This window comes from Streptomyces corchorusii (genome assembly GCF_001514055.1).
GTDB classification, from domain to species: domain Bacteria; phylum Actinomycetota; class Actinomycetes; order Streptomycetales; family Streptomycetaceae; genus Streptomyces; species Streptomyces olivaceoviridis.
This window is the reverse complement of the sequence record NZ_KQ948356.1, coordinates 35,412-57,357: the sequence shown is the minus strand read 5'-3', so window position 1 is coordinate 57,357 and position 21,946 is coordinate 35,412. Positions and strand designations below refer to the sequence as shown.

General features: G+C 74.1%; 20 protein-coding genes. 12 read left to right on the top strand and 8 right to left on the bottom strand.

The window, feature by feature from the left end:
• Nucleotides 1-44: 44 nt before the first annotated feature.
• From AQJ11_RS15840 to AQJ11_RS15830, 3 genes are all read right to left on the bottom strand, one after another.
• On the bottom strand, nt 45-578 hold the full coding sequence (locus AQJ11_RS15840; protein ID WP_059263508.1) for a nuclear transport factor 2 family protein: 534 nt from the start codon (nt 576-578) through the stop codon (nt 45-47).
• A complete protein-coding gene (gene folP, locus AQJ11_RS15835; RefSeq protein WP_208616529.1) occupies nt 575-1,489 on the bottom strand; it encodes a dihydropteroate synthase in 915 nt (304 codons plus the stop codon). The genes AQJ11_RS15840 and folP overlap by 4 nt, the downstream gene beginning before the upstream one ends.
• Nucleotides 1,490-1,634: 145 nt before the next feature.
• Nucleotides 1,635-3,449, bottom strand: coding sequence for a phosphatidylglycerol lysyltransferase domain-containing protein (locus AQJ11_RS15830; RefSeq protein WP_059263507.1), 1,815 nt, complete (start codon nt 3,447-3,449; stop codon nt 1,635-1,637).
• A gap of 227 nt (nt 3,450-3,676) precedes the next feature.
• Here AQJ11_RS15830 and AQJ11_RS15825 point away from each other — a divergent pair, with 227 nt between their 5' ends.
• Together AQJ11_RS15825 and AQJ11_RS15820 are read left to right on the top strand one after the other, a co-directional pair.
• A complete protein-coding gene (locus AQJ11_RS15825; RefSeq protein WP_014674122.1) occupies nt 3,677-4,804 on the top strand; it encodes an alpha/beta hydrolase in 1,128 nt (375 codons plus the stop codon).
• A 97-nt stretch (nt 4,805-4,901) separates the two neighbouring features.
• Nucleotides 4,902-6,257 carry a hypothetical protein gene (locus tag AQJ11_RS15820; RefSeq protein WP_208616528.1) on the top strand — a complete coding sequence of 452 codons (1,356 nt, stop codon included), beginning with the start codon at nt 4,902-4,904 and terminating at the stop codon, nt 6,255-6,257.
• 99 nt (nt 6,258-6,356) lie between these two features.
• Here AQJ11_RS15820 and AQJ11_RS15815 read toward each other — a convergent pair whose 3' ends face one another.
• Both AQJ11_RS15815 and AQJ11_RS15810 read right to left on the bottom strand, forming a co-directional pair.
• Complete coding sequence (locus AQJ11_RS15815; RefSeq protein WP_208616552.1) at nt 6,357-7,694, bottom strand: PH domain-containing protein; 1,338 nt, start codon at nt 7,692-7,694, stop codon at nt 6,357-6,359.
• Between the two features lie 53 nt (nt 7,695-7,747).
• Nucleotides 7,748-8,251 (bottom strand): PH domain-containing protein, encoded by a 504-nt coding sequence (locus AQJ11_RS15810; RefSeq protein ID WP_041665408.1) that lies wholly within the window; start codon nt 8,249-8,251, stop codon nt 7,748-7,750.
• Nucleotides 8,252-8,282: 31 nt separating this feature from the next.
• Between AQJ11_RS15810 and AQJ11_RS15805 the strand changes: the two genes are divergently transcribed.
• On the top strand, nt 8,283-9,434 hold the full coding sequence (locus AQJ11_RS15805; protein ID WP_059263505.1) for an NADH-quinone oxidoreductase subunit D: 1,152 nt from the start codon (nt 8,283-8,285) through the stop codon (nt 9,432-9,434).
• A gap of 43 nt (nt 9,435-9,477) precedes the next feature.
• Here the strand turns inward: AQJ11_RS15805 and AQJ11_RS15800 are convergent, their stop codons facing one another.
• Nucleotides 9,478-10,590 carry an SAM-dependent methyltransferase gene (locus AQJ11_RS15800; RefSeq protein ID WP_208616527.1) on the bottom strand — a complete coding sequence of 371 codons (1,113 nt, stop codon included), beginning with the start codon at nt 10,588-10,590 and terminating at the stop codon, nt 9,478-9,480.
• Nucleotides 10,591-10,708: 118 nt separating this feature from the next.
• On the opposite strand from AQJ11_RS15800, the gene AQJ11_RS15795 reads away from it, so the two are divergent.
• Together AQJ11_RS15795 and AQJ11_RS15790 are read left to right on the top strand one after the other, a co-directional pair.
• A complete protein-coding gene (locus tag AQJ11_RS15795) occupies nt 10,709-11,914 on the top strand; it encodes a sensor histidine kinase (RefSeq protein WP_059263504.1) in 1,206 nt (401 codons plus the stop codon).
• 31 nt (nt 11,915-11,945) lie between these two features.
• Nucleotides 11,946-12,617 (top strand): response regulator, encoded by a 672-nt coding sequence (locus tag AQJ11_RS15790; RefSeq protein ID WP_014674130.1) that lies wholly within the window; start codon nt 11,946-11,948, stop codon nt 12,615-12,617.
• A gap of 90 nt (nt 12,618-12,707) precedes the next feature.
• Here the strand turns inward: AQJ11_RS15790 and AQJ11_RS15785 are convergent, their stop codons facing one another.
• Nucleotides 12,708-13,811, bottom strand: a complete 1,104-nt coding sequence (locus tag AQJ11_RS15785) for a DUF5937 family protein (RefSeq protein WP_059263503.1) — start codon at nt 13,809-13,811, stop codon at nt 12,708-12,710.
• 162 nt (nt 13,812-13,973) lie between these two features.
• Here AQJ11_RS15785 and AQJ11_RS15780 point away from each other — a divergent pair, with 162 nt between their 5' ends.
• Nucleotides 13,974-14,201 (top strand): hypothetical protein, encoded by a 228-nt coding sequence (locus AQJ11_RS15780; protein ID WP_059263502.1) that lies wholly within the window; start codon nt 13,974-13,976, stop codon nt 14,199-14,201.
• Here the strand turns inward: AQJ11_RS15780 and AQJ11_RS15775 are convergent.
• Complete coding sequence (locus AQJ11_RS15775; RefSeq protein WP_237280906.1) at nt 14,198-15,370, bottom strand: threonine aldolase family protein; 1,173 nt, start codon at nt 15,368-15,370, stop codon at nt 14,198-14,200. The two genes, AQJ11_RS15780 and AQJ11_RS15775, sit on opposite strands and share 4 nt — an antisense overlap.
• 228 nt (nt 15,371-15,598) lie before the next feature.
• Here AQJ11_RS15775 and AQJ11_RS15770 point away from each other — a divergent pair, with 228 nt between their 5' ends.
• The 6 genes from AQJ11_RS15770 to AQJ11_RS15745 all read left to right on the top strand — a co-directional run bounded on the left by AQJ11_RS15770 (nt 15,599) and on the right by AQJ11_RS15745 (nt 21,909).
• Complete coding sequence (locus AQJ11_RS15770) at nt 15,599-16,582, top strand: Rossmann-like and DUF2520 domain-containing protein (protein WP_014674134.1); 984 nt, start codon at nt 15,599-15,601, stop codon at nt 16,580-16,582.
• Nucleotides 16,579-17,571, top strand: coding sequence for a pantoate--beta-alanine ligase (gene panC / locus AQJ11_RS15765; RefSeq protein WP_014674135.1), 993 nt, complete (start codon nt 16,579-16,581; stop codon nt 17,569-17,571). The genes AQJ11_RS15770 and panC overlap by 4 nt, the downstream gene beginning before the upstream one ends.
• Complete coding sequence (locus tag AQJ11_RS15760) at nt 17,568-19,265, top strand: L-aspartate oxidase (RefSeq protein ID WP_014674136.1); 1,698 nt, start codon at nt 17,568-17,570, stop codon at nt 19,263-19,265. Before panC ends, AQJ11_RS15760 begins: the two co-directional genes overlap by 4 nt.
• Nucleotides 19,266-19,293: 28 nt before the next feature.
• Complete coding sequence (gene nadC / locus AQJ11_RS15755; protein ID WP_059263501.1) at nt 19,294-20,271, top strand: carboxylating nicotinate-nucleotide diphosphorylase; 978 nt, start codon at nt 19,294-19,296, stop codon at nt 20,269-20,271.
• A gap of 5 nt (nt 20,272-20,276) precedes the next feature.
• Nucleotides 20,277-21,074 carry a type III pantothenate kinase gene (locus AQJ11_RS15750; protein WP_014674138.1) on the top strand — a complete coding sequence of 266 codons (798 nt, stop codon included), beginning with the start codon at nt 20,277-20,279 and terminating at the stop codon, nt 21,072-21,074.
• 178 nt (nt 21,075-21,252) lie between these two features.
• On the top strand, nt 21,253-21,909 hold the full coding sequence (locus AQJ11_RS15745) for a hypothetical protein (RefSeq protein WP_059263500.1): 657 nt from the start codon (nt 21,253-21,255) through the stop codon (nt 21,907-21,909).
• Nucleotides 21,910-21,946 lie beyond the last annotated feature (37 nt).

Sequence of the window (21,946 nt, the reverse complement as noted above, 5' to 3'; positions counted from 1 at the left end):
GCCGCTCCTACCCCGGGGTAGGTGATTCCAACCACTTCTTCGGGTCAGGCCAGGGGTTCGTCGTCCGGGTTCACGCCGTTCACGTGGTTGTCCTCGTCGTCCTCGTCGGTCTCGGCCAGCACGGGGGAGGCGTGGTGCGACCAGAGCTTCCAGCCGGAGGGGGTGCGCCGGAACACGTTCGTGGCGACGACGAGCTGGCCGACCAGCGGGCCGAGCTCCGCGCCCTCCTCGGGGGCGGGGCCGCCGCTGAGGATGTTCTCCGTGCAGGTCACGAGCGCGGTGTCGCCGGTCACGGAGACATGCACATCGGTGAGGAAGAACTGGATGTAGTCGGTGTTGGCCATGATCAGCGCGTACGACCTGAGGACCTCGCCGCGGCCGGTGAGCACCGGCCAGCCGGGGTGGACGCAGGAGATGACCCCGCTGTCCGCGGGGTCGTGGTACGTCTCGTCCACGCCCAGGTCGGCGGGGGTCAGCCAGAGGGAGGAGACCTCCTCGAAGTCGCCGCGTTCGAGTGCCTCGTAGAAGGCGGTGTTGGCGGCCTCCACCTGCTCGACGTCGGTGTGGGGGGCGCTCACCGCTCTCCTTCCGCCCCGTGCGCGCCGCCGGTGCCGGGCGCGCCCGCCGCGCCGCGCGCCTCCTCCACGGCCCGGGCCACCCGGACCGCGTCCGCCGTGGCGCGCACCTCGTGCACGCGCACCGCCCACGCGCCGGCGTGCGCGGCGAGCGCGGAGACGGCTGCCGTGGCCGCGTCGCGCTCCCGGGCCGGCGGGGGCGCCCCCTGCGGTCCGGCGAGGACCCGGCCGAGGAACCGCTTGCGGGAGGCGGCGACCAGCAGCGGGTGCCCGAGGGAGGCCAGCCGGTCGAGGCGGGCGAGGAGGGCGAGGTCGTGCTCGGCCTCCTTGGAGAAGCCGAGGCCCGGGTCGACGACGATGTGGTCCGGGGCGATACCGCCCGCCAGAACGGCCTCCACGCGCGCGTGCAGTTCGTCCACGACTTCCCCGACGACGTCCTCGTAGACGCCCTTGACGTTGCCGCCCTGGAGGAAGCCGCGCCAGTGCATGACGACGAAGGGGGCGCCCGCGTCGGCGACCACCGGGATCATCGCGGGATCGGCGAGGCCGCCGCTGACGTCGTTGACGAGGGCGGCGCCTGCCGCGAGGGCCCGTTCGGCGACGGAGGCGCGCATGGTGTCGACGGAGACGACGACGCCCTCGGAGGCGAGGCCCCGCACCACGGGGATGACCCGCCGCAGCTCCTCCGCCTCGTCCACGCGCGTGGCCCCGGGCCGGGTGGACTCGCCGCCGACGTCGACCAGATCCGCGCCCTGGGCGACCAGATCCAGGCCGTGCTTGACGGCGACGGTCGTGTCGAACCAGCGGCCGCCGTCGGAGAAGGAGTCGGGGGTCACGTTCACGACCCCCATGACCGCGCACCGGTCCCATGCCGGAAGGCCGGCGACTCGGCCGCGCCCGCTGAGGTTGTTCATACGTTCAGCGTAGGCCCCGGACCGTGGCGGAACGCGCCGCGCCCCGGGCGGAGGCCCCGGCGCCGGAAGGGGTGCGGCGTCCTCCCGGGCCGCTCCCGGGGCCGTACCGCTCGGCGTGTCGGGGCTCGGCAGGCAGGTGGGCGGCTCAGGCCGCCCGGACGTCCCGTTCGGTCACCGCGTGCGCGCACGCGCGCTGGGCCGTCGGCCGGCGCCGGCGCAGGAAGCGCGGCAGCGGCACGGCGAGGTTGACGAAGCCCTCCGCCTGCATGGCGGCGAAGCCGATGCGGGGCAGGTCGGCGGAGGCCCGGTAGACCACGAACCGCGGTTCCCAGCGCGGCTGGAACTTGGCGTTGAACTTGTACAGCGACTCGATCTGGAACCAGCGCGAGAGGAACACCAGCAGTCCGCGCCAGGCGCGCAGCACCGGGCCGGCGCCGATCTTCTCGCCGCGTGCGAGGGCGGAGCGGAACATCGCGAAGTTCAGCGAGACCCGGGTGATGCCCAGCCTCGGGGCGGCTTGCAGGGCGGCGACGATCAGCAGTTCGTTCATGCCCGGGTCGGCGCTGCGGTCGCGGCGCATCAGGTCCAGCGACACGCCGTCCTCGCCCCAGGGCACGAAGTGGAGGATCGCCTTCAGGTCGCCGTACTCACCCTGTGCGTCGTCCTGCTTGTGGGCGGTGGCGATCAGGCAGTCGCCGTCGGCCGGGTCGCCGATGCGGCCGAGCGCCATGGAGAAGCCGCGCTCGGTGTCCGTGCCGCGCCAGTCCTCCGCCGCCAGGCGGATCCGCTCCAACTCGGCCTCGCCGACGTCACGGATGCGCCGTACCCGGGTTTCGTAGCCGGCCCGCTCGATGCGCTTGACCATCTGGCGCACGTTGCGCATCGCGCGTCCGGCGAGCGAGAAATCCGCCACGTCCACCACCGCCTCGTCGCCCAGTTCCAGGGCGTCCAGGCCGGTCTCACGGGTCCACACCTCGCCACCGGTCTCCGAGCAGCCCATGACCGCGGGCGTCCAGGAGTGGGCCCTGGCCTCGTCCATGAAGCGCTCGATGGCGCCCGGCCAGGCCTCGACGTCGCCGATGGGGTCGCCGCTGGCGAGCATCACGCCGGACACGACCCGGTAGGTGACCGCGGCCTTGCCGCTCGGCGAGAACACCACGGCCTTGTCGCGGCGCAGCGCGAAGTGGCCGAGCGAGTCGCGCCGGCCGTGCTTCTCCAGCAGCGCGCGCAGCTTGACCTCGTCGTCCTCGGTGAGGCGGGCGGCCGGGTGCTCGGGGCGGAAGGCCAGGTAGATCGTGGTGACGGCGGTGATCCAGCCGAGGGCACCGAGGGAGAAGGCGACCGTCCAGGAGGTGTTGCCCTGGTAGTCGACGGGGCCCTCGAAGCCGGCCAGGCCGTAGATGACGTGCGTCAGCCGGTCGGCCAGGCTCGGGTCGCCGATCGTCCGGTGCGGGTGGACGCTGACGATGACGAGGCCGAGGGCGAGGGAACCGGCGCTCATGAGCACGAAGTTGGCGAGCGCGCGCCACCTGCTGCGCGGATCGGGCAGGGCCGCGAACTGGTCGCGGTGGCGCAGCAGCGGCACCAGCAGCGCGACCGCGATCAGCACGCCCACGACCGAGTGACGGTAGGCGAACTGCGCCACCGCACCGGCCGGAAGCAGCGCGACCGCCGCGCGCCACGCCCGGCGCTTGCGCCGTTTGAGCCCGTGCGCGAGCAGCAGCAACAGCACGCCCGCGCTGAGCGAGAGCGCCGCCGCGAACGGCCCGAAGGAGCCCGGCAGCACCTCCGCCAGGGCGTGCATACGGCTGTGACGGAAGCGCGGGAACACACCCGCGGCAATGTCCAGGACGCCCACGAGCGCGGCGGCCCTGCCGACCACGGCGGGGACGGCCTCGGGGCGCGGGCCGCGCAGTATGCGCCGCGCCCGGCTTGATCGGCCCGGAACCCCGCCCGACATTTCCCCATCTATCCTGACAGACATCGCATCCCGTAGTTCTGCGAGAGACCTTGAACCCGGGCCCGATCGGGCATCCGGCGACATTGCGCCCTCTAGGACGGTGTCGCGGGGAGAGAGGTTCACTCCCCATCGGAAAGTCGGGTCAAAGGCCAAGGAAAGCCCCGGGCAAGCCCTCGCAACCGCGCGCGGGCACGACACGGGCGGAAAGCACAGGCAGGAAACAGCCCATGGGTCTCACGAGCAACAAAGTGCTGGTGCTGGCGGTTCTGATCGCCGTCGTGCTGTTCGTCGGCACGGTATGGCTGTGGCCGCGCCTGGCCCGGTCGAGCTGGCGGGCCGTCAGCGGGCGGGTCGGCCTGCTGCTGTTCACCCAGGTGGCCCTCTTCGCCTGCGTCGGGCTCGCCGCCAACCAGGCCTTCGGCTTCTACGCGAGCTGGGCGGACCTGTTCGGCCAGGAGACCGACCAGGGGATCGTGGTCGACCACTCGGCCAACGGCAGCACCGGCGGCCCGCTCCAGGTGGTCTCCACCTCCGACGTGCCGGGCGTGAAAGCCGCGCGGCCGGAGACCGGCGGGCAGATACAGAAGGTCGACGTCGTGGGCCGTACGACCCACATCGTCACACCGGCGTACGTGTACCTGCCGCCGGAGTACTTCCAGCCGCAGTACCGCACGCGTACGTTCCCGGTGGCGGTCGTGCTGACCGGCTACCCGGGCACCGCGCGGGCGCTGGTGGAGAAGCTGGACTACCCGGGCACGGCGCAGCGGCTGGCCAAGGACGGGCGGGTGCAGCCGATGATCCTGGTGATGCTGCGGCCGACCGTGGCACCGCCGCGGGACACCGAGTGCGTCGACGTGCCGGGCGGGCCCCAAGCCGAAACGTTTTTCGCCAAGGATCTGCCGGAGGCCGTCCTCGGGCACTACCGGGCCGGCAAGCGGCCGGGCAGCTGGGGCGTCGTCGGCGACTCCACGGGCGGCTACTGCGCCCTCAAGCTCGCCATGCACCACCCGAACGTGTACGCGGCCGGCGCCGGCCTCTCCCCGTACTACAAGGCGCCGATCGACCCGACCACCGGTGACCTCTTCCACGGCGACGAGAAGCTGCGCGACCGTGCCGACCTGTTCTGGCTGCTGGAGCACGAGAAGGCGCCGGACACCTCGCTGCTCGTCACCAGCAGCAAGGTCGGCGAGCACGACTACAACGCCACGCTGAAGTTCATCCAGCGGGTCCAGGCCACGAATCTGACCCGGGTCTCGTCGATCATCCTCGACAGCGGCGGGCACAACTTCAACACCTGGCGGCGCGAGATCCCGCCGATGCTCCAGTGGCTCAGCGGACGGCTCACCGACCGCTGAGCCCTCCTGCCCCCGACGCCCCGTTAAGCACACGGTGTGGCCGTGTTTTTACGGGGCGGGGGCCCACGACTCCCCTACGCGCGGTAAGTTTCTGGCCATGCCACGTGGACGCCACCGCCATTCCCCGCCTCTGCACCGGCTGTTGCCCCCGTCGGCGATCGCCGGCGTCTCCGTCGCCTGCGCGCTGGGTCCGTGGGTGTTCTCCGAGGCCACCGTGTTGCGCGCGCTGGCCGCGGCGGCCGCCGCGACGGCGGTCCTCGGCGCGGTCGTGATGCGCCGCTGGGACGCGCAGGCGGGCAAGCAGGTCGCCGAACTCACACGCGCGCGTGCGGGCGACGAATGGCGGCACGAGGAACGGGTCGCCGAGCTGGAGACCGATCTGGAGGAGTCCCGCGAGCTGCGCGCGAAGCTGGAGCAGCGGCTGCGCGCCAAGCGGGCGGAGCTCGCGGGCCTGCGCAACGAGCACGCGGCCCTGCTGCGCCGGTACGCCACGGCGGAGACCGAGCGCGCCAGCGCCCTGGAGGGACGGCGGCTGCTGGAGATCGAAGCGGCGGTGCCCGAGCCGGAGCCCGCCCCTTCGGCGCGTGCGCTGCCGCCGGCGCGCGGCGCCGAACCCGTGGCCGCCGCGAGTTCGGAGGTGTCCGGCACCGAGGAGCGGCCGGCGGCGTTCTCGCCCGGGGGCGCCCAGCTGTACCGGCGGGCGCTGACGGCCCTGGCGCGGTTCGACCGGCAGGGTCTGGAGCAGGGGGATGACGGGGTCGAGGCCGACGCCGGCGCCGAGGGGGACGAGCCCGAGGCGGCGGAGGTCCGGGCCGCGCGGCTCGCGTCCGCCGAGTCGGCGGAGTCCGCTGACGCCACCGAGTCCGCTGACGTTGCTGTAGCGGCCGAGTCCGCTGACGCCGCTGAGGCCGCCGATTCCGCCGCGTCCGTCGCCGTCGCGTCGGAGACGTCCGGGCCGGAGGCTCACCCGGCTCCCGGGGAGGCCGCCGCTGATACCGCCCCCGAGGCTGCCCCCGAGGCCGCCGACGACGCTCCCGAGGCCGCCGTCGCCAAAGGAGAACCCGCCGCGGACGGCGTGAAGGAGGGCGCCGACCCGGCGTCGGCCACCGAAGCCGCGCCTTCCGTGGGCCGGCCTCCCGCCGGGCACTTCGCCGTGCCGACCGCGGTGGCCGTCGTACCGGCGGCGCCCGCGCGGCGCCCGGTGGTCGAGGGCGGCTTCGACTTCTTCGGCACCCAGAAGGGCGCGCCGAAGACCACGCTGGACTCCGTGCAGAACGAGGACCTCGCCGACGTCGTCGGCCCCGAGGCGCTCGCCGTGCACAAGGCCGAGTCCGAGGCCGGGTTCAAGGCCGCCGACGCGCGGTCCCGGGAGGTCGGCCAGGTCATCGACCTGACCGCGCACGACGAGACCGAGCAGATCGACATCCAGGGGCTGCGCAGCGCGGCCTCCTGAGCCGGCGTCAGCCGTACGGACCGAGCACCGGGCCCGGCCTTCCCGCGAGGGGAGCCGGGCCCGAGGCGTCGGTGCGGTGGGGCGTCGAGGCCGCGCCGGTCAGCCGGTGGTCATCCAGCGGTCCGGGAGGGCGTCCCGGCGGCCCGTGCGGGACCTCTCCGCCTGCTCGTGCAGGAGCCGAGCGGCCTCCTCGGCGTCGCGCAGCCGGGCCGTCACGGTCTTGTTCGCGCCGGTGTCCACATGGACGTCGGCGAGCCCCCGGAGGCGCTCCCAGGGCCCCTGGGTGAGCCGTACGCTCTGCACCTTGGCGTGCGGAACGAGCGAGAGCCGCCGGCACAACAGGCCGCTGCGGGCGGCGAACACCGCGCCGGTGACCGCCAGCCCGTGCCCGCGCCACCACAACGGCAGGCACCACCGCGCCCGGCGCGGCGCCCGCGACAGCTCCCGGGGCACGGTCACGCCGGGCAGCACGCGCGCGACGACGGCCTCGGCGACCGCGCGCGGGGCGACGGGGACCAGCACGGAGTTGGCGGATCCGGCGACGTCCAGTTCCACCCGCACCCAGCCCGGCCACCGCCACAGCAGCGGTTCCACGATCCGCACCGTCTGCACCCGGCCGGGCGGCACCGTCTCGTGCGTACGGTCGAGCAGCCCGTGGTCGATGCGGAGCCCGTCCGGGGACTCGCCGACCGTCCAGTCGAACTCCGCGACGAACCGGCCCACGCTCCTCGCACCGGCCGCGCCGACCAGCGGCAGGGCGGTCCCGACGACCGTCCACAGGCTGTGGGTGATGAGCCACAGCACGGTCGGGACCACCAGCGCGGCGCACAGCGAGCCCCAGGTGGCGCCCGTCAGCAGCAGGGAGCGCGCCAGCTCGCGCGGGGGCACGCGCAGCAGTACACGCGCCGGTGCCTCTCCGACCTCGCGCGCCGTCTCGGGCGCGAAACCCGCCGCGCGCGCGAGCAGTTCCGCGCGCAGGGCGCGTGCCTCCCGCTCGCCCAGGAAGGCCAGCTCGTCCTTCTTCTCGGCGCCGACGACGTCGATCCGCAGTTTCGCCACGCCCGCCACGCGCGCGAGCAGCGGGCGCGAGACGTCCACGGCCTGGACGCGCTCCAGCCGGATGTGCGCGGTGCGCCGGAACAGCAGCCCGGTGCGTATGCGCAGTTCGGTGCCGGTGACCGCGTAGTGCGTGAACCACCAGGACAGGAAGCCGTAGAGGCCGGCCGCCGGCACCAGTACCGCGAGCCCCAGCAGGAGCACGGTGCCGGTCAGCCGATCGAGCTGTTCCTGGGCGCCGTTCGGGTCGTGCGCCGCCCAGCCGGCCAGCACCGCGAGCGGCGCCCACGCCCGGCGGAAGGGCGTGACCGGGTGCAGCCGGCGCTCGGTGACGGGCGGGCGCTGCGGTGTGCCGTCGTGCGGTGTGCCACCGGTCTCTATGTCACCGGCCGCTATGCCGTCGCCGGGTATGCCGTCGGTGCCGTCGGGGGAGGTCACAGGCCCGCCGATCGTGCCTCGCCCAGCTCGGTCAGCCGGTCGCGCAGGCGCTCCGCCTCGGCCGGGTCCAGGCCGGGGATGGTCGCGTCGGTCGCGGCGGCGGCCGTGTGCAACTGCACGGTGGCCAGCCCGAAGCGCCGCTCCAACGGCCCGGAGGTCACCTCCACCAGCTGCATCCGCCCGTACGGCACCACCGTCTCCTCACGCCACAGGACACCCCGGCTGATCAGCAGGTCGTCGGCGCGCTCGGCGTACCGCCACGAGCGCCAGTTGCGCTCCAGCAGCCACCAGCACCAGGCGGCGCACGCCGGCGGCAGCAGCGCCCAGACCGCCCACGCGGGCCCCGCGAGAAGGCCCGCGAGGAGCCCCGCGACGAGCGCGAGCACCGCCGTCCACACCACCAGCAGCAGCCGGCGCACCCGCAGCAGCCCGGGCCCCAGCGCGCGCCACACCGGCCGGTCCGCCGGCGCTCCGGTCCCTTCGGGACTCCCCGTTTCCATGAGCCCAGCGTACGTAGGGGAAACTGGGCGCATGACTCCTACGACGGAGACCACGGTCGGTATCGGCGGCGCGGCGGAGAGCACCGACATGGTGCTCAACATCGGGCCCCAGCACCCGTCCACGCACGGTGTGCTGCGGCTCAGGCTGGTGCTGGACGGGGAGCGGATCGTGCGCGCCGAGCCGGTGATCGGTTACATGCACCGGGGCGCCGAGAAGCTCTTCGAGGCGCGCGACTACCGGCAGATCATCGTGCTCGCCAACCGCCACGACTGGCTGTCGGCGTTCTCTAACGAGCTGGGCGTGGTCCTCGCGGTGGAGCGGATGCTCGGCATGGAGGTCCCCGGGCGGGCGGTGTGGACGCGCACGCTGCTCGCCGAGCTGAACCGGGTGCTGAACCACCTGATGTTCCTCGGCTCCTACCCGCTGGAGCTGGGCGGGATCACGCCGGTGTTCTACGCGTTCCGGGAGCGCGAGGTGCTCCAGAACGTCATGGAGGAGGTCTCCGGCGGGCGCATGCACTACATGTTCAACCGCGTCGGCGGCCTCAAGGAGGACCTGCCGGCCGGCTGGACCGCACGCGCGCGTGAGGCCGTCGCCGCGGTGCGCTCGCGCATGGACGTCTTCGACGACCTGGTGCTCGGCAACGAGATCTTCCGGGGGCGCACCCGCGGGGTGGGCGTGCTGACACCGGAGGCGGTGCACGCCTACGGCGTGAGCGGGCCCATCGCGCGCGCCTCGGGCGTCGACTTCGACCTGCGCCGCGACGAGCCGTACCTGGCCTACGGCGACCTCCAGGACACCCTGAAGGTCGTCACCCGGAGCGAGGGCGACTGCCTCGCCCGGTTCGAGGTGCTGCTGGCGCAGACCCACAACGCGCTGGACCTCGCCGACGCCTGCCTGGACCGGCTGGCCGAGCTGCCGCCCGGGCCGATCAACCAGCGGCTGCCGAAGGTGCTGAAGGCGCCCGAGGGGCACACGTACGCGTGGACCGAGAACCCGCTCGGCATCAACGGCTACTACCTGGTGAGCAAGGGCGACAAGACCCCGTACCGGCTGAAGCTGCGCTCGGCCTCGTACAACAACATCCAGGCGCTGACCGAGCTGCTGCCGGGGACGCTGGTGGCGGACATGGTGGCGATCCTGGGATCGATGTTCTTCGTGGTCGGCGACATCGACAAGTAGTCGGCGGCATCGGCAAGCAGTCGCGGCATCGGCAAGCGGGGCTTCACAGCGCGGGCGCGTCACGCGGGTCCGGCTCCAGGGGGTCCGGGATGCCCACCGGCTGGAGCAGCCAGCCGAAGTCGCCGAGGCCGCCCGGTGCCGTCAGCTCGGCTGCCTCACCGGCGCTCGCGAGGGCGCGCACATAGGCCGAGGGGTCCGAGGAGGCGAGCGCGAGCGGGGGGCGTGCGCCGGTGAGGTCGAGGGCGCGCAGAGCAGCGCGTTGCGTGAGCAGACGCGCGCCGGGAAGCTCCCGCGCCGTGGATGAGGGCACGGGCAGCGCCCCGGAGGGCGGGTGTGCCGTACCGGCCGCCGCCGCGCACGCGTCCAGTGCCACATGGGCCGTGATGTCACAGGAGCCGTCCGGGACGGGCGCCGTCTCCCGTCCCTCGCGGAAGCCGGTGAGGGTGCCGAACGGGGGGCGCGCGTCCACCGTGTGCGCGTAGTCCACGGCCACCGCGAGCCCGCGTACCACCCGGTCCACGGCCGACGCCCAGGCCCGGTCCCGGGGCAGCCCGATCTCCGCCCGCAGCCCCTGCTCGGCCGGCAGCGGCCACCAGCGCGCGAGCCAGTCGGCCGGCGCGCCCGTCACGGGCTCCCCGAGCCGCTCGGAGCCGTCCTCCGCGACGAGCACCAGCCGGGGCACACCCGCGGAGTCCACCTCCACGACGTCCACGGGCACGTTGTCCAGCCACTCGTTGGCGAACAGCAGCCCGGTGACCGTCTCCGGGAGTTCGCTCAGCCAGGTGATCCGCCCGTCCAGGCCGGCCGGGCGGTCGGCGATCTCGACGGCGTAGGCACGCGCGCGTGCGGCCACGTCGGCCGGCAGGGCGGCGAGCACCCCGCTGACCAGTTCCCCCCGCCCGGCGCCCATGTCGACGAAGTCCAGCGCCGGGGGCCGCCCGAGCGCCGCGTCGACCCGGCACAGCAGCCGGGCCACGGCCCGCGCGAACAGCGGGGAGGCGTGCACCGACGTGCGGAAGTGGCCCGCCGGGCCCTCCGGGCGCCGGTAGAAGCCGCCGGGCCCGTACAGGGCCGCACCGGCCGCCGCGCGCCAGCCGCGCGGGGAGCGATCCCCGCTGTTCCGGCGGGAGCCCTCCGCCGTCGTCCCATCCGTCACCCCACCAGACTAGGCACACCGATGATCACGACATCCACCTTGGGGAGTACGCGCGCCGGGCGCGGATCGGTCCTTCGGTTGACCCCTGCACGCATCCGGTTTCCCTACTCTGGGTTACGTGCAGCGCCTCTATGACTTCCTCCGCCGCCACCCGACCTGGGTCGACTCCTCCTGGGCCGTCGTCCTGTTCGGGCTGTCCGCGCTGAGCGTGGTCAATCTCGACGGGGTGCCGGGCCACCACGGGACGATCGCCGGCGGTATCGCCGTGTCCACCTTTCTGTGCGTCGTCGTGGCGCTGCGCCGCCGTTTCCCGGAGCCGATGCTGCTGCTCGCCCTCGTGGCCGGGCTGGTGCAGCTGGTCCTGGACATCGAGACGACCGTCGCCGACTTCGCCATGCTGGTGATCACCTACACGGTCGCGACCGTCGGCGCGCGCTGGGCCTCCCGGCTGGCGCTCGCCGTCAGCCTGTGCGCCGCGGCCGTGGCCCAGATCCGCTGGCCGGCCGAGAACACCGGTTTCCTCGGGCAGGCCGCCATAACGGTCTTCCAGACGGTGCCCTTCGCCCTCGCCTGGGTCCTCGGCGACTCCATGCGCACCCGGCGGGCCTACTTCGCCCAGCTGGAGGAGCGCGCGGCCCGCCTGGAGAAGGAGCGCGAGGCGCAGGCGAAGGTCGCGGTCGCCGCCGAACGCGCCCGGATCGCGCGCGAGCTGCACGACGTCGTCGCGCACAACGTGTCGGTGATGGTGGTGCAGGCCGACGGCGCCGCGTACGTCATGGACACCGCCCCCGACCAGGCGAGAAACGCCCTGGAGACGATCTCCTCCACCGGCCGTCAGGCGCTGGCCGAGATGCGCCGCCTGCTGGGCGTGCTGCGCACCGGCGAGCACCAGGAGAGCGGGGAGTACGTCCCGCAGCCCGACGTCGAGCAGATCGACGACCTCATCGAACAGTGCCGCAGCTCCGGTCTCCCGGTCGACTTCAAGGTGGAGGGCACCCCGCGGCCACTGCCCAGCGGCGTGGAGCTGACCGCGTACCGGATCGTGCAGGAGGCGCTCACCAACACCCGCAAGCACGGCGGGCCCCACGCGGGCGCGAGCGTCCGCCTGGTCTACTTCGACGACGGTCTCGGCCTGCTGGTGGAGGACGACGGCAAGGGCGCCCCGCACGAGCTGTACGAGGAGGGCGGCGCCGACGGACAGGGCCACGGCCTGATCGGCATGCGGGAGCGCGTCGGCATGGTCGGCGGCACCCTGGACGCCGGCCCGCGCCCGGGCGGAGGATTCCGCATCAGCGCCCTGCTGCCGCTCAAGCCGGCGCACTGACCGACCCATGATCCCGAACGGAAGAGGCCCGATGACGATCCGCGTGATGCTCGTCGACGACCAGGTGCTGCTGCGCACCGGGTTCCGGATGGTGCTAGCCGCCCAGCCGGACATGGAGGTCGTCGCGGAAGCGGGCGACGGCGTCGAGGCCCTCCAGGTGCTGCGGTCCACCGCCGTCGACGTCGTCCTCATGGACGTCCGGATGCCGAAGCTGGACGGTGTGGAGGCCACCCGGCGGATCTGCGCGGAGCCGGACGCGCCCAAGGTCCTCATCCTGACCACGTTCGACCTGGACGAGTACGCCTTCTCCGGGCTGAAGGCGGGCGCCTCCGGCTTCATGCTCAAGGACGTGCCGCCCGGTGATCTCCTCGCCGCCATCCGCGCCGTGCACAGCGGCGACGCGGTCGTGGCCCCCTCCACCACCCGGCGCCTGCTGGACCGCTTCGCGCCCATGCTGCCCTCCGTCGGCAAGGAGCCCCAGCACAAGGAGCTGGAACGGCTCACCGAGCGGGAGCGCGAGGTCATGGTGCTGGTCGCGCAGGGACTGTCCAACGGCGAGATCGCGGCCCGGCTGGTGCTGAGCGAGGCGACCGTGAAGACCCATGTGGGCCGCATCCTGACCAAGCTCGGGCTGCGCGACCGGGTGCAGGTGGTCGTGCTGGCGTACGAGACGGGGCTGGTGCGCGCCGGCGGCCACGGCTGACGGCGACGACTCGGCCCCGCTCCATCGGCGCGGGCCGCAGGGCCGGCCCCGCTTCCTCGGTGCGGTCCGCCGGCCCCGGGCCCCGCTGCCTCAGCGCAGGACGCCCTCGATGAAGTCGCTGCCCAGCCGGGCCACCGCGGACAGGTCCAGCTGGTGCTGGACGTACCGGCCGCGGCGGCAGTCGGTGATCAGCCCGGCCTTCTTCAGCACCGTCAGGTGCCGGGATATCTCGGGCGCGGACATGCCGTGCGCGTCGGCCAGTTCGCTCGTGGTGTGCGGGGCGCGCGCCAGGTGCCGGCACAGCCGCATCCGCACCGGGTGGGCCAGCGCGTCCAGCCGGCGCGTGAGCTGCTCGACGGAGGGCGCCTGCGGCCGGGGACCGCTCGCCGGGTACATGATCGAGACCTGCCAGCCGTACCGGTGCAGGACCATCACGTGCGGCCAGCCGAGGCTGGTCGGCACCAGCACCAGGCCGCCGTCGCCGGTGGTGGTGTGGCCCACCAGCAGCTTGTCGACCGTGACGAGCCCGGCCTCCTCGTCCAGCGAGACGGCCCCGGACAGGGACGTGAGGGCCTCGCCGAGCCCTTTGCGGCGCAGCAGTTCGGTCTTGTGCCGGGCGTCGGCGGCGAGCTGGGGCTGGACGCGGGCCCAGGTGTCGGCGAAGAAGGCCTCGTCGCAGTCGAGCATCAGCCGGCGGAACCAGGCGCGCACGGACGGCGGGTCGGTCAGCAGGCGGCGCGTGAACCGCTCCTGCACGGCGCCGCGCGCGGCGGCCAGTTCCAGCGAGCGGCGGCGCAGCTCCGGGTCGTCGAGCGGGCCGGGTTCCTGGACGTCGTAACGCAGCTGGCAGGTGAACTCCAGGGCCGCGTTGACGAACTGCTCGTCCGTCAGCTCGTCCAGCTGGTCCAGCTCTTCGGCGAGCGTGGCGCCGGGGAGCGCGCGCCCGCCCGGGAGGCCGGCGAACGGGGCGAAGACGTCCGAGAACGTGGAGCGCCACAGGAAGTCCGCCTCGCACAGCCGGTCGGCCAGGCAGGGCTCCAGCCGGGAGGAGACGGCGGTCGCCCAGGCCCGCAGCTCCGGGTGGTGCGCCGGCCCGCTGAGCGCGTGCAGCGCCATTCCCAGCTCCGCCAGCGGGGAGGGCACGACGGAAACCCTCTCCAGGGGCAGCCCGGTGATGTCGACGGTCACGCTCATGCCCCCATGGTGCACCGGGCCACTGACAGTGCCCCCGTGGATTGACGGCAGCCGTCAATCCACGGGACATCCGCGCCGGTCAGGGGCAGTGTTGGGGACACCGGGGCAGCCGCGGAGCCCGATCAGTCACCGATCAGCCACGTCCCGAGAAGGCGATCCGCCATGAGCATCACCCAGCAGTACCTCCTCGACAGCTACCGCGCCCGCCTGCACGGCGAGCCCGAGCCGCCCGCGCCGGGCCGCCGCGACCTCGGCCTCGCCCGCGAGATCCGCGACCACTGGCGCTTCCGCGCGGTCGTCGCCGGACGCCCGGCGCACGGGCGGCTCCGGCGCACCCTGGGCCGCCGGCTGCGCACCCTGGCCCGCCGGGGGCGCCCCCGCGCCCTCTAGACCCTGCCCGGCAGCCGGTCCACGAAGTCCCGTACGGCCGCGCGGACGTCGTCCGCCGTCCACTCCAGTCCCGCGGCCTGGACGCCGACCTCCGTGAACGCGAGGCCGGGCCCGCCGGTGTTCCAGACGCTCGCGAAGAGCATCACCGAGGTCTCCTCGGCCTGGCGGAGGGCCGCCTCGGCGGCCACGTCCGGCTCGTACGGCAGCCAGACCTGGAACTGGTGGGTGTGCGGCTCCTCCGGGTGGACGCGGGACCAGGGCACCCCGGCCGCCGCGAAGCCCTCGCGCAGCGCGGCGGCCACCACGCGCGCGTGCCGCACGTACTCGGGCAGCCGGGGCACTTCGCGCTCCAGGCCGATGAGCGCGGACAGGGCGGTCGGGAACTGCTGGAAGACCGTGCCGCCGTACCGGTGCCGCCAGGTCTTCGCCTCCTCCACCAGCGTCCTGGGACCGGCGAGCGCGGCGCCGCCGAAGCCGCCGACGGATTTGTAGAACGACACGTAGACGCTGTCGGCGAGGCCGGCGATCTCCGCCAGGGGACGCCCGAAGTGCTCGGTGCACTCCCACAGGCGCGCGCCGTCGAAGTGCACCACCGCGTCGCGCTCCCGTGCCGCCTCGACGGCCTCGGTCAGCTCCTCCCAGGTGGGCAGCACGAAACCGGCGTCCCTCAGGGGCAGCTCCAGCATCAGCGCCCCGAAGGGCTCTTCGAGGTCACGTATCTCGGCCGCCGTGGGCAGCCGGTGCTCACCGCCCACCCTGACCGGACGCAACCCGCTGACCTGGCTGAACGCCTGCCGCTCATGCACCTCCGGGTGGGCCAGCGGGTGCAGGGCCACCGTCGGGTTCCCGGTGCGGGCCGCCCAGCAGCGCAGGGCCACCTGCTGGGCCATGGTGCCCGTCGGGAAGAACGCGGCGGCCTCGGTGCCGAGCAGCGCGGCGACCCGCTCCTCCAGGGCGGCCACGATCTGGTCGCCGTAGACGTCCCCGGGCTCGTCCAGGTCGTACACCTCGGCGCCGGCCTCCTGGAGCAGCGCGAGCCGTTCCCGGATCGAGTTCCGGGGGGTCCCGCGCGCCAGGACGCGCCGCGCCTTCCGCTGGGCGGCCCTGCGCCGCTCCCGCAACCGTTCCTCGGCCGATCGTCCGTCGTCCTGCTCAGCCACATCAGTCATGCCGCGGATCATGCCCCGCACGCCCCCCGCGCGGCATCCGGGTTTCCTGTGACGAGGACCGGACGAGGACCGGACGACTACCAGGCGAGGACGAGGCGAGGAGGCGGGCGAAGACGTGGTGAAACCCACAGCCTGTGGACAACCGGCCGCCGCCTCGGCCGATAGCGTTAACATGACGAGAAATCGTCCGGTACCCAGAGCGGACTGGAACGGGAAGGCCACCGTCGCGTGAGTACAGTCCACCAGCCAGACCTCAAGGACCGCCCCGCGCGGCTCACCGTCGGCGTCGTCGGCGCCGGTCGCGTGGGCCCCGCGCTGGCCGCGTCCCTCCAGCTCGCCGGGCACCGCCCGGTGGCCGTCTCCGGAGTCTCCGACGCCTCCCGCAGGCGCGCCGAGACCATGCTCCCGGACGTCCCGCTGGTGCCGCCCGCCGAGGTGCTCCAGCGCGCCGACCTGGTGCTGCTCACGGTCCCCGACGACGTCCTGCCCGGCCTGGTCGCCGGCCTCGCCGAGACCGGCGCGGTACGGCCGGGACAGCTGCTCGTGCACACCTCCGGCCGGTTCGGCGCGAAAGTGCTCGACCCGGCCCTGCGCGCGGGCGCGCTGCCGCTGGCCCTGCACCCGGCGATGACCTTCACCGGCACGCCGGTGGACGTCCAGCGGCTCGCGGGCTGCTCCTTCGGCGTCACCGCGCCCGAGGAGCTGCGCCTGGCCGCCGAGGCCCTGGTGATCGAGATGGGCGGCGAACCGGAGTGGATCAGCGAGCAGAACCGCCCGCTGTACCACGCGGCCCTCGCGCTCGGCGCCAACCACCTGGTGACCCTGGTCGCCCAGTCCATGGAACTGCTGCGCACCGCCGGTGTGGCGGCGCCCGACCGGATGCTCGGCCCGCTGCTCGGGGCCGCCCTGGACAACGCCCTGCGCTCCGGCGACGCCGCCCTGACCGGCCCGGTCGCGCGCGGGGACGCCGGTACGGTCGCCGCGCACGTCACCGAGCTGCGCAAGCACGCCCCGCAGACCGTGGCGGGCTACCTCGCGATGGCCCGCGCAACCGCCGACCGCGCGCTCGCCCACGGCCTGCTGAAGCCGGAACTGGCCGAGGACCTCCTCGGGGTACTCGCCGACGGAGGCCACGCCGGCCAGGCGGGCGAGGGAACCGACGGCACGAACGGCTCCGACGGCACGACCGGCACCGAGGGGAACGACCGATGAGCACCGCCCTGCTGAGCACCGCCGACGAGCTGCACGCGCGTGTGCGCCACGGCCGCCGCGCCGTGGTGATGACCATGGGCGCCCTGCACGAGGGCCACGCGACGCTCATCCGTGCCGCGCGGGAGGCCGCCGGCCCCGACGGCGAGGTCGTCGTCACCGTTTTCGTCAACCCCTTGCAGTTCGGCGCGGGCGAGGACCTGGACCGCTACCCGCGCACCCTGGACGCCGATCTCAAGCTCGCCGAGCAGGCGGGCGCGGACGCCGTGTTCGCGCCCTCCGTGGACGAGGTCTACCCGGGCGGCGAACCCCAGGTGCGCGTCTCCGCGGGCCCCATGGGCGAGCGCCTGGAGGGTGCCTCGCGGCCCGGCCACTTCGACGGGATGCTCACCGTCGTCGCCAAGCTGCTGCACCTCACCCGCCCCGACGCCGCCCTGTTCGGCCAGAAGGACGCCCAGCAGCTGGCCCTGATCCGGCGCATGGTGCGGGACCTCAACTTCGGCGTCGAGATCGTCGCCGTACCGACCGTCCGCGAGGAGGACGGGCTCGCCCTGTCCAGCCGCAACCGCTACCTCTCGCCGGGCGAGCGCCGTACCGCCCTCGCGCTGTCCCGCGCGCTGTTCGCCGGCCGGGACCGGCACGCGGCACAGGAGGCGCTGCGCGCGCGGGCCCGGGAAGTGCCCTCCACGCAGGCGCGTGCCGAGGCGCTGAGCGCGATAGGGGAGTCCCGCGCGGCGGCCGACGCGCACGCGGTGGCCACCGCCGCGCCCGGCGGCCCGGCGGCCGTCCGCGCCGCCGCCCGCCAGGTCCTGGACGAGGCCGCCCGCTTCGACCCGCCCCTCCGGCTGGACTACCTGGCGCTGGTCGACCCCGCCGACTTCACCGAGATCGGCGACGACTTCACCGGCGAGGCCGTCCTCGCCGTCGCGGCCCGGGTCGGCACGACCCGGCTGATCGACAATCTTCCTCTCACCTTCGGAGCCGCCTCGTGACCAGCACAGGCATACGACTGCACGCACCCGCCCCCGGGTGGAGCATCTCCGCGGACGTGGTCGTCGTCGGCTCCGGAGTGGCCGGCCTGACCGCGGCGCTGCGCTGCGAGGCCGCAGGGCTCACCACGGTCGTCGTCACCAAGGCCCGCCTGGACGACGGCTCCACGCGCTGGGCGCAGGGCGGCATCGCCGCGGCCCTCGGCGAGGGCGACACCCCGGAGCAGCACCTGGAGGACACCCTGGTGGCCGGCGCGGGCCTGTGCGACGAGGAGGCCGTGCGCACCCTCGTCACCGAAGGCCCCGACGCCGTCCGGCGGCTGATCTCCACCGGCGCCCACTTCGACACCGACGACGAGGGCGACATCCACCTCACCCGCGAGGGCGGCCACCACCGGCGCCGGATCGCGCACGCGGGCGGCGACGCGACCGGCGCGGAGGTCTCCCGGGCGCTCGTGGAGGCCGTACGCGCGCGTGGGCTGCGCACCATCGAGAACGCGCTGGTCCTGGACCTGCTGACGGACTCCGAGGGCCGTACGGCCGGGGTCACCCTGCATGTGATGGGCGAGGGCCAGCACGACGGCGTGGGCGCCGTGCACGCGCCCGCCGTGGTCCTCGCGACCGGCGGTATGGGCCAGGTGTTCTCGGCGACCACCAACCCGTCCGTGTCGACCGGCGACGGCGTGGCGCTGGCGCTGCGCGCGGGTGCCGAGGTCAGCGACCTGGAGTTCGTGCAGTTCCACCCGACCGTGCTGTTCCTCGGCGCGGACGCCGAGGGCCAGCAGCCGCTCGTCTCCGAGGCGGTGCGCGGCGAGGGCGCGTACCTGGTCGACGGGGACGGCGTGCGCTTCATGGTGGGCCAGCACGAACTGGCCGAGCTGGCGCCCCGGGACATCGTCGCCAAGGGCATCACGCGGCGGATGCTGGAGCAGGGCGCCGAGCACATGTACCTCGACGCCCGGCACTTCGGCGCCGCCATGTGGGAGCACCGCTTCCCGACCATCCTGGCCGCCTGCCGCGCCAACGGCATCGACCCGGTCACCGAGCCCATCCCGATCGCCCCGGCCGCCCACTACGCCTCCGGCGGCGTCCGCACCGACGCGCGGGGGCGCACCACGGTCCCGGGCCTGTACGCGTGCGGCGAGGTCGCCTGCACCGGCGTGCACGGCGCCAACCGGCTCGCCTCCAACTCCCTCCTCGAAGGTCTCGTCTACGCCGAGCGGATCGCCGCCGACATCGCCGCCGCCCGCGCGGCGGACGGCCTGCACGCGCGTGTGCCCGTCCCGGTCCCGGCGCCCGAGAAGCCGGCCCACCCGCTGCTCACCCCCGAGGCCCGGTTCGCCATCCAGCGGACCATGACCGAGGGCGCGGGCGTGCTGCGCTCCGAGGAGTCCCTCGCCAGGGCCGCGGACCAGCTCCAGAGGCTGCGCACCGAGGCCCGGGACGCGCTGGAGGAGAACGGCAAGACCGCCGAGCCCGGCGTGGACACCTGGGAGGCCACGAACCTCCTGTGCGTGGCCCGGGTCCTGGTCGCCGCCGCCCGGCTGCGCGAGGAGACCCGCGGCTGCCACTGGCGCGAGGACCGCGCCGAGCGCGACGACGCGAACTGGCGGCGCCACATCGTCGTACGGCTCAATCCGGACCGGTCGCTGGCCGTACGCACCACCGACACCGCAGACTTCCCCCCTGTCCGGTAACACCAGCGCCCCAGGAGCAGTGACAGACGTGAGCACCGACGACCTTCCCCTCGCCCCGACCGGCGGCTGCGGCGACGGCTGCACCTGCGGCGCCGAGGGCGACGAGGAGTACCTGGAGTGCGGGCTGGACCCCGCGCTCGCCGAACTGCTGGCCGCTGCCGGACTCGACCCGATCGAGGTCGAGGACATCGCCAACGTCGCCATCCAGGAGGACCTGGACGGCGGTGTGGACGTGACGACCGTGTCGACCATCCCGGAGGAGGCGGTGGCCACCGCCGACTTCACCGCGCGCGAGGCGGGCGTCGTGGCCGGCCTGCGGGTCGCCGAGGCCGTGCTCTCCGTGGTGTGCACGGACGAGTTCGAGGTCGAGCGGTACGTGGAGGACGGCGACCGCGTCGAGGCCGGGCAGAAGCTGCTGTCGGTCACCACGCGCACGCGTGACCTGCTCACCGCCGAGCGCAGCGCGCTGAACATCCTGTGCCGGCTGTCCGGCATCGCGACCGCCACGCGCGCGTGGGCGGACGCGCTGGAGGGCACCAAGGCGCGCGTGCGGGACACCCGCAAGACGACGCCGGGCCTGCGCTCGCTGGAGAAGTTCGCCGTCCGCTGCGGCGGGGGCGTCAACCACCGCATGTCGCTGTCCGACGCGGCCCTGGTGAAGGACAATCACGTGGTCGCCGCCGGTGGCGTCGCGCAGGCCTTCAAGGCGGTACGGGAAGCCTTCCCGGACGTGCCGATCGAGGTCGAGGTCGACACCCTGCACCAGCTGCGCGAGGTCGTGGACGCGGGCGCCGACCTGATCCTGCTGGACAACTTCACCCCCGGCGAGTGCGCGGAGGCCGTCGGCATCGTCGGCGGGCGGGCGCTGCTGGAGGCCTCCGGGCGGCTGACGCTCGCGAACGCGCGCGCGTACGCCGAGACCGGCGTGGACTTCCTGGCCGTCGGCGCGCTGACCCACTCCTCGCCGATCCTGGACATCGGCCTGGACCTGCGCGAGGCGGAGTAACGGCCATGCTGCTCACGATCGACGTCGGCAACACGCACACCGTCCTCGGGCTGTTCGACGGTGAGGACATCGTCGAGCACTGGCGCATCTCCACGGACGCGCGCCGCACGGCGGACGAGCTGGCGGTGCTGCTCCAGGGCCTGATGGGCATGCACCCGCTGCTCGGCGAGGAACTGGGCGACGGCATCGACGGCATCGCGATCTGCGCGACCGTCCCGTCGGTGCTGCACGAACTGCGCGAGGTCACCCGGCGGTACTACGGCGACGTACCCGCCGTCCTGGTCGAGCCGGGCGTCAAGACGGGCGTGCCGATCCTCACCGACAACCCCAAGGAGGTCGGCGCCGACCGGATCATCAACGCGGTCGCGGCCGTCGACCTGTACGGCGGTCCGGCGATCGTCGTGGACTTCGGCACGGCGACCACCTTCGACGCGGTCTCCGCGCGCGGGGAGTACGTCGGCGGGGTGATCGCGCCCGGCATCGAGATCTCCGTGGAGGCGCTCGGCGTCAAGGGCGCGCAGCTGCGCAAGATCGAGGTGGCCCGGCCGCGCAGCGTGATCGGCAAGAACACGGTCGAGGCGATGCAGGCGGGCATCGTGTACGGGTTCGCCGGGCAGGTCGACGGGGTCGTCGGCCGGATGGCACGGGAGCTGGCCGACGACCCGGACGACGTGACCGTGATCGCCACGGGCGGTCTGGCGCCGATGGTGCTGGGCGAGTCGTCGGTGATCGACGAGCACCAGCCGTGGCTGACCCTGATAGGCCTCCGCCTGGTCTACGAACGAAACGTGTCGCGGCTGTGAGCCTGGCCCGGCGCCCGACCGGGCGCCGGGCCGTCCCGCGAACGCCCCCGGCCGCCGGTGGCACCGGATGAGGGAAGCCGGAGCGACACGCGGGGGGAATGCGATGCGGAATCGTCACTTTTGTCCGATTAGTGGGTAGCGTCGCCGCATGCCCACGCCATACGGATCCCGCGGCGGCATGGCGTTCGGCGCGGAGGAGCTGCGTGTGCTCCGCCGCGCCCTCGCCCTCGCCCTTCACCCCGGCCACGCCTCCGCCGAGGAGGTGCAGGACTGTCTCCGCCTGGCCGAGTCGCTCGACGAGGCGATGTGCGAGGGGGCCAGACTGCGCGCCTTCCTGGTGGCCGACCTGGGCCGCTACCGGGCCGCCCTGCCGGGTACCGCCGCCGGTTACCTCACCCTCCTGGAGGAGGTCCTCGGCGCCGGGCACCGGCCGACGCCGGACGATCTGGCCGCGCTCCGGGCGCTGCGCGGGAACCCCGCGGCGGCGGCGCTGCTGGACCGCTGCCAGGAGCTGGCCGAGCAGGACGTGCGGGCGCGGTTCGCGCAGGGCGGGCGGAAGGTGCCGGCGCCCGCCGTGCCGCCCGCGAGGACACGCCTGCTGGCGCTCACGGGCGGCGCGGGGGAGTCCGGGGCCGCACAGGGCGAAGAGGAGGCCGGCGAGCCCTCCAGGCCCCCGCAGGAGCCCGGGCGGGAGCCGTCACCCGGCCCCTCGGAGCGGCCGGCCCCGGAACCGGCCGCCCCCAAGCGGCCCATCCCGACGCCCGGAGAGGTCTTCCCGCGCCGCAAGCCGGCGCCCCCGGCGGAGTCCGCGCCGCACCAGCTGGCCGCGGGTTAGGGGCGCCCCTGCCCCTTTCGGGCGTTCCGGCGTGGCT